Source organism: Inquilinus limosus MP06, assembly GCF_000767795.1.
In the GTDB taxonomy this organism is placed as follows: Bacteria; Pseudomonadota; Alphaproteobacteria; order DSM-16000; family Inquilinaceae; genus Inquilinus; species Inquilinus limosus_E.
The window spans coordinates 1-5,706 of record NZ_JANX01000421.1 but is presented as its reverse complement, the minus strand read 5'-3'; the positions used below and the strand labels follow the sequence as shown (position 1 = coordinate 5,706).

At 71.6% G+C, this 5,706-nt stretch carries 7 protein-coding genes; 2 read left to right on the top strand and 5 right to left on the bottom strand.

The genetic code is table 11. The annotated features are described in order from the left end of the window. Both P409_RS24715 and P409_RS41290 read left to right on the top strand, forming a co-directional pair. Positions 1-814, top strand: an 814-nt coding sequence (locus tag P409_RS24715; RefSeq protein ID WP_152613522.1) for an ROK family protein, incomplete at its 5' end; no start/stop codon positions are given. Further along, complete coding sequence (locus P409_RS41290; protein WP_274519178.1) at positions 724-984, top strand: ROK family protein; 261 nt, start codon at positions 724-726, stop codon at positions 982-984. The genes P409_RS24715 and P409_RS41290, both read left to right, overlap by 91 nt. A 92-nt stretch (positions 985-1,076) precedes the next feature. Here the strand turns inward: P409_RS41290 and fdxA are convergent, their stop codons facing one another. The 5 genes from fdxA to P409_RS24690 are packed head-to-tail and all read right to left on the bottom strand — an operon-like array spanning position 1,077 to position 5,654. Beyond that, positions 1,077-1,421, bottom strand: a complete 345-nt coding sequence (gene fdxA, locus P409_RS24710) for a ferredoxin (protein ID WP_034844827.1) — start codon at positions 1,419-1,421, stop codon at positions 1,077-1,079. Between the two features lie 9 nt (positions 1,422-1,430). After that, positions 1,431-2,207 (bottom strand): enoyl-CoA hydratase-related protein, encoded by a 777-nt coding sequence (locus tag P409_RS24705; protein WP_034844825.1) that lies wholly within the window; start codon positions 2,205-2,207, stop codon positions 1,431-1,433. Further along, positions 2,204-3,391, bottom strand: coding sequence for a CaiB/BaiF CoA transferase family protein (locus P409_RS24700; RefSeq protein ID WP_034844824.1), 1,188 nt, complete (start codon positions 3,389-3,391; stop codon positions 2,204-2,206). The genes P409_RS24705 and P409_RS24700 overlap by 4 nt, the downstream gene beginning before the upstream one ends. A 17-nt stretch (positions 3,392-3,408) precedes the next feature. Beyond that, complete coding sequence (locus P409_RS24695; protein ID WP_034844823.1) at positions 3,409-4,764, bottom strand: FAD-dependent oxidoreductase; 1,356 nt, start codon at positions 4,762-4,764, stop codon at positions 3,409-3,411. A 44-nt stretch (positions 4,765-4,808) separates the two neighbouring features. Beyond that, positions 4,809-5,654 (bottom strand): ABC transporter permease, encoded by an 846-nt coding sequence (locus P409_RS24690; protein WP_034844822.1) that lies wholly within the window; start codon positions 5,652-5,654, stop codon positions 4,809-4,811. Between the last annotated feature and the right edge of the window lie 52 nt (positions 5,655-5,706).

The following is a 5,706-nucleotide window of genomic DNA, read 5'->3' as shown; positions in this document are numbered from 1 at the left end:
GCCCGCCTCGTCCGGCGGCGCCGGCGGCAAGCCGGCCCGGCCGCTGCAGTTCTCGCGCGATGCGCCGCAGATCGGCGCGGTCGACCTGCGGCACGGGTCGGTGCGCACCGCGCTGGTGTCCTGGACCGGGGAGATCACGGCCGTCGAGCGCGAGGAGTTTCCAACGGAGGGCGATCCCCGGGCCGCGGTGGCGGCCGTCCTCGCCAGCCTGGCGCGCACCCTGGCGGCCGCCCGGCAGCCGCCGCTGGGCATCGGCGTCGGCGCCACCGGCATGATCGACACGGAGCGCGGCGTCATCGTCAAGGTCAACCTGGCGCCGGTGCTGTCCGGCCTCGGCCTCGGCACGGTGCTGGAGGAGGAGACGGGCCTGCCGGTCTATCTCGACCACCACCCGCGGGCGTTGCTGCTGGCCGACCGCTGGTTCGGCATCGGCCGCAGTCTGCGCACCTTCGCGGTGCTGTACCTGTCAGACGTCATCGGCGGGGCGCTGCAGCTGGACGGGCACCTGCAGAGCGGCCCGGCCGGCGCGGGGGGCGAGCTGGGCCACACCTTCGTCCAGCTCGACGGCGAGGTCTGCGCCTGCGGCCGCCGCGGCTGCTGGGAGACGGTGGCGACCACCGGCTGGTTGCGGCGCCAGGCGCGGGCCGCCGGGCTGCCCGAGGACACGACCCCGGCTCGCTGGCCGGACAGGCGGAGGCGGGGTCGGACGCGGCCGCGCGGCTCTTGGACCTCTATGCCCGCAACATCGCGGTCGGCATCGCCAATCTGCAGCAGACCCTGGCGCCGAACCATTTCGTGCTGCATGGCGACGTAGTCGAGGCCGGGGAGCGGCTGCGGACGGCGATCGAGGCGCATGTCGGCCTGCTGGTGCCGTCGCGCCCCGGCAGCGAGCCCCGCGTGCTGCTGACCGACCAGAGGGGCCGCGCCACGCTGCGCGGGGCGGCGGGCATCGTGCTGTCTCGCCGGCTGCAGTTCCAGCTCTGACAGCTGCGGCCGGCTTGGTCCGGCTCCAGAAGAGAAAGCACCTGCCCGCGATCTCACGCCAGCGCAGCCCGGCGGCCCGGAGCCGATACGTCCTATGGCTGCCGGTCGGCAGCGGCCGCACGGCGGCCCGCGATCTCCGGATGATCAAGCGCGCTGACATGCCGTGCATCGGCACCGCCCGGCGCGCCCCAGCCGGTCACGCCGGGGCCGAAGAAATCCCGGTTCGCGGCCCGGAACGCCGCCTCCGCCGCCGGCAGCTCGTCATCGGCATAGATCGCCTGCACCGGGCAGACCGACAGGCAGATGCCGCAGTCGATGCATTCCTCGGGATGGATGTACATCATCCGCCCGCCCTCATAGATGCTGTCGACCGGGCACACCTTCTGGCAGGCGCCGTCCTTCACGTCGATGCAGGCCGAGGCGATGATGTGGGTCATGGCGCCCCCTCAGCGCCCCTGCCAGCGCGGCGGACGCCTTTCCCGGAAGGCGCGAACGCCCTCCTCCTGATCCGCCGATTGCAGCGCCTCGACCAGGGCCGGCAGGCGCAGCGCCTGGGCCTGGGCGGCGGTCAGCCCGGCCCCCGCCCGCACCATCTGCTTGATCGCGCGCACCGACAGCGGCGCGCAGACCAGGATGTCGGCGACCCAGCGGTCGACCGCGGCATCCAGCCCCTCCGGCGCCGCCACCTCATTGACCAGGCCCAGCCGCAGCGCCTCCTCGGCGCCGATGCGGCGGCCGGTGAGCAGCAGGCCCATGGCCTGGACGTGGCTGAGGCGACGGGACAACAGGGCGATGCCGCCATCCAGCGCCAGCCGGCCGACCCGCGGCTCCGGCAGGCCGAAGCTGGCGCCGGACGAGGCCACGACGATGTCGCAGCCCAGCACCATCTCCATGCCGCCGCCCAGCGCATGGCCGTTGACCCGGGCGATCACCGGGATATCCAGCGTCTCGCGCAGGGCAATGCCGCCGAAGCCGCCCGGGCGCGGCGCGGCCCAATATTCCAGCCCGCTCACCCCGGCCCCGTCTTTCATGTCGGCGCCGGTGCAGAAGGCGCGGTCGCCCGCCCCGGTCAGGACCACGGCGCGGATCGACCGGTCGCGCTCGATCGCCTCCCAGATCCGGATCAGCTCCTGCTCGGTCGCCCGGTCGACCGCGTTCATCCGGTCGGGCCGGTCGAGGGTGATGCGGGCGATCTCGCCCTCCACCGTGAAGCGCACGGTCATGACAGCACTCCCGCCTCGCGCAGAGCCCGGATCCGCGATGCCGGGAAGCCGGCCTCGGTCAGGATCGCGTCGCCGTCGGCGCCCAGCGCCGGCGGGGCGTGGCGGATGCGGAAGGCCGAGGGATCCATGGTCAGCGGCGACCCGATCAGCGCCAGCGGGTCGCCCGGCTCATGCGACACCACGCTGCTATTGGCCCGGGTCTGCTCGTGCGCCAGCGCGTCGGACAGCTTGAGGACGGGGGCGCAGAGCAGGTCCTGCTCGTCCAGCCGGGCCAGCCAGTGCTCGGTGGTGCCGGTGGCGAAGCGCTCGCGGAACAGCGCCTGCAGCTCGGCCTTGTGCTTCACCTGGCCGGCGAAGTCGGCGTAGCGCGGATCGGCCGAGAGGTCAGGCAGGCCCAATGCTGTGCAGATGTCACGCAGCGGATTGGCCTTGAAGGCGCCGACCAGGACGACGGCACCGTCGGTGGTGGGGAAGGCGCCGGTCAGTGGATAAGCGCCCCAGCTGAAGTCGCGGCCGCGCTGCAGCCACATCGCCGCTTCCTGCATCTGCATGGCAAGCATGGATTCGAACAGCGACACCGAGACCTGCTGGCCGCGGCCGGTCTTCTCCCGCTGCAGCAGCGCCAGCAGGATCGCCTGCACCAGATGCATGCCGGCGGAATAGTCGCACAGCGAGGTGGCGTAGATGGTCAGCGGCTCGTCGTCGTTGCACTTGCGCATCATCACGCCGGACAGGGCCTGGGCCAGGATGTCCTGGCCGCCCTTATAGGCCAGCGGCCCGGCCTGGCCGAAGCCGGAGCCGAAGGCGCAGATGATGCGCGGGTTGATCTCGGCCAGCCGGGCATAGCCGAAGCCCATCCGCTCCATCACCCCGGCACGGAAGTTGTTCACGACGATGTCGGCGCCGCGCACTAGCTCGTACACCACCTGCTTGCCCTCGTCGCCGCGCAGGTCCAGCGCGATCGACCGCTTGTTGCGGTTCAGGCTGCGGAACACCGGGTTGTTCGGCCCGTCCGGGTCGTCGGGGATCGAGCTTCGCGACAGGTCGCCGGCGCCCGGCCGCTCGATCTTGATCACGTCGGCGCCGTAATCGGCCAGCACCTGCGTGGCGCTGGGGCCGAGCATGACCTGGGAGAAGTCGATCACCCGGATGCCGGACAGCGGCTGGATCCCGTCGCTCTGCATGCTGCTCGTGCCCTTCCCTATTCCGCGGCTTCCGCCACCTGCGCATTGGCCGCCGGCTGGTCGCCCGGATCGGCGCCCTGGGCCCGAAGCGTAGCCTGCAGCCGGGCGACGTCCACCCGGTCGACCGTGACACCGGCCTGCAGCGCCAGCGCCGCCGCCGCGCCCGCGGCCTCGCCCATCGCCATGCAGGGCGGGATCTCGCGCGAGATGCGCTGGGCGGCGGAGGTGGCGGAGTAGTGCCGGCCGGCGACCAGCAGCTGCGACACGTCTCGCGGCAGCAGCGAGCGGTACGGATAGTAGTAGTCGCGGCCGCGGGCGACGCTGTCGGCGAAGTGCCGGCGCTGCATCACGTCTTCCTTCGACATGACATGGACGCCATCCAGCAGGCGGGACTGGCGCACCCCGACCTGCGGCGCGACATCGACGATGAAGGCGTTCTCGAAGCCGGGCATCTTCTCCCGCGCATAGGCCAGCAGCGCGGCGATGCGGTCGCGGCCCTGGAAGTCGGCGCGGGTCAGGTCGTCGACCTTCAGCCCGTCGAAGCCGGCCATGTGCGGGCAGTTGCACCAGACCACGCCGGGCAGCGGCGTCTTCAGCCACCATTTGTCCCAGGACCCGCCCATGATCCGCTTGGCCTCGCGGTCGGCCGGGGCGAAGGCCTCCGGCTCCTCGTATTCGAACCGCTCCGCCGCCTCGGTGTCGACGCCGCCGAGGCGGAACACGGTGGTGACGATGAAGGCGCCGTGGATGAAGGGCGCGCCGGCCGAGGCGGCGACGTCGAGGTCGCCGGTGGCGTCGACAACCACCGACCCCATGATCGCCTGGCGGCCTTCCTTGCTGTCGCAGATGACGCCTGTGATCCGCCCGTCCTCGACGATGGCGCGGGAGAACCAGCTGTGCAGCCGCAGGTTGACCCCGGCCTCGCGCACCAGGTCGTTGGACACGCGCTTGTAGCCGTCGGGGTCGAAGGCGGCGGCGTAGCAGATCGGCTGCGGCTTCATGTGGGAGTGGAAGTCGAACACACCCCAGCGCGACCATTTCCGCCACATCGCCGGGTCCGAGCGGCGGTCGGCCTCGGGCGGGGCGACGCACAGGCCGATCCGCTCCATCCGGTCGATCATCTCGCCGCACAGGCCGCGGACGCTGATTTCGGCGCCGTTGCACATGTCGTCCAGCACCAGGACCATGCCGCCGGCGGCGAGGCCGCCGAGATGGGCGTAGCGCTCCAGCAGCACCACCGACAGGCCGTTGCGGGCGCCGGCGACGGCGGCGGAGATGCCGGCCGGCCCGCCGCCGACGACGACGAGGTCGGCGCGCGCCGCGACCGGGATGCGGCCTTCGGGTTCGACAATGGTGTCAGGCGTCGTGGCCATGCTGATGGCTCCGCAATGGGGTCGGGAGGTGGGGGCCGCGCGCGTCAGGCGGCGCGGACGTTCCATTTCAGGAAGCGGTGCTCGGCCCAGCTGATCACGCCGAAGAAGGTCGCCGAGAACACCGAGCCGACGACGATGGTGGCGTAGAGCAGCGGGGAATCGAAGTTGTAGGTGGCCTGGATGATCAGGGCGCCGATGCCCTTGGTGGCGCCGATCCATTCGCCGACGATGGCGCCGATCACGGCGGTCGAAGCCGCGATCTTCAGGGCCGAGAACAAATAGGGCAGCGCATTCTTCAGGCGCAGCTTGACGAACACCTCGCGCGGCGAGGCCGACAGGATGCGCATCAATTCCAATTGCTGCGGGCTGACATCGCGCAGGCCGCGGGTCATGTTGACCAGGGTCGGGAAGAAGCAGATCAGCGCGGCGATGGCGATCTTCGGCTCCATGCCGTTGCCCAGCAGCAGCACCAGGATCGGTGCCTTGGCCACCACCGGGATGGTGTTGATCATCACCGCCACCGGGAAGAACGCCTCCTCCAGCGTCCGCTTCCAGACGAAGGCGACCGCGATCAGGATCGCCGCGGCATTGCCCAAGAGGAAACCCAGAAGCGCCTCGATCGCGGTCGGCACCAGGTTCGACAGCAGCATGCCGGATTTGGCGACCAGCACCTTGGCCACGGCGCTGGGCGCCGGGGCGATGAAGGGTTTGATGCCGAACAGCGGCACCGCGATCTCCCACAGCACCAGGATCGCGGCCACGGCCAGCACCGGCAGCAGCCGGCGGCGCCAGGCCAGGAAGCGCTGGGTGCCGGCGAAAGCGGCCTGGGCCTCGGCGTCCTCGGCGAAGGCGCCGCTCATGGGCAGGGTGTCGGTGGCGGGCGCGACCATCAGCAGGCCTCCAGCACGCGCCGCAGCCGGGCGGCGAGGTCGACGAACTCCC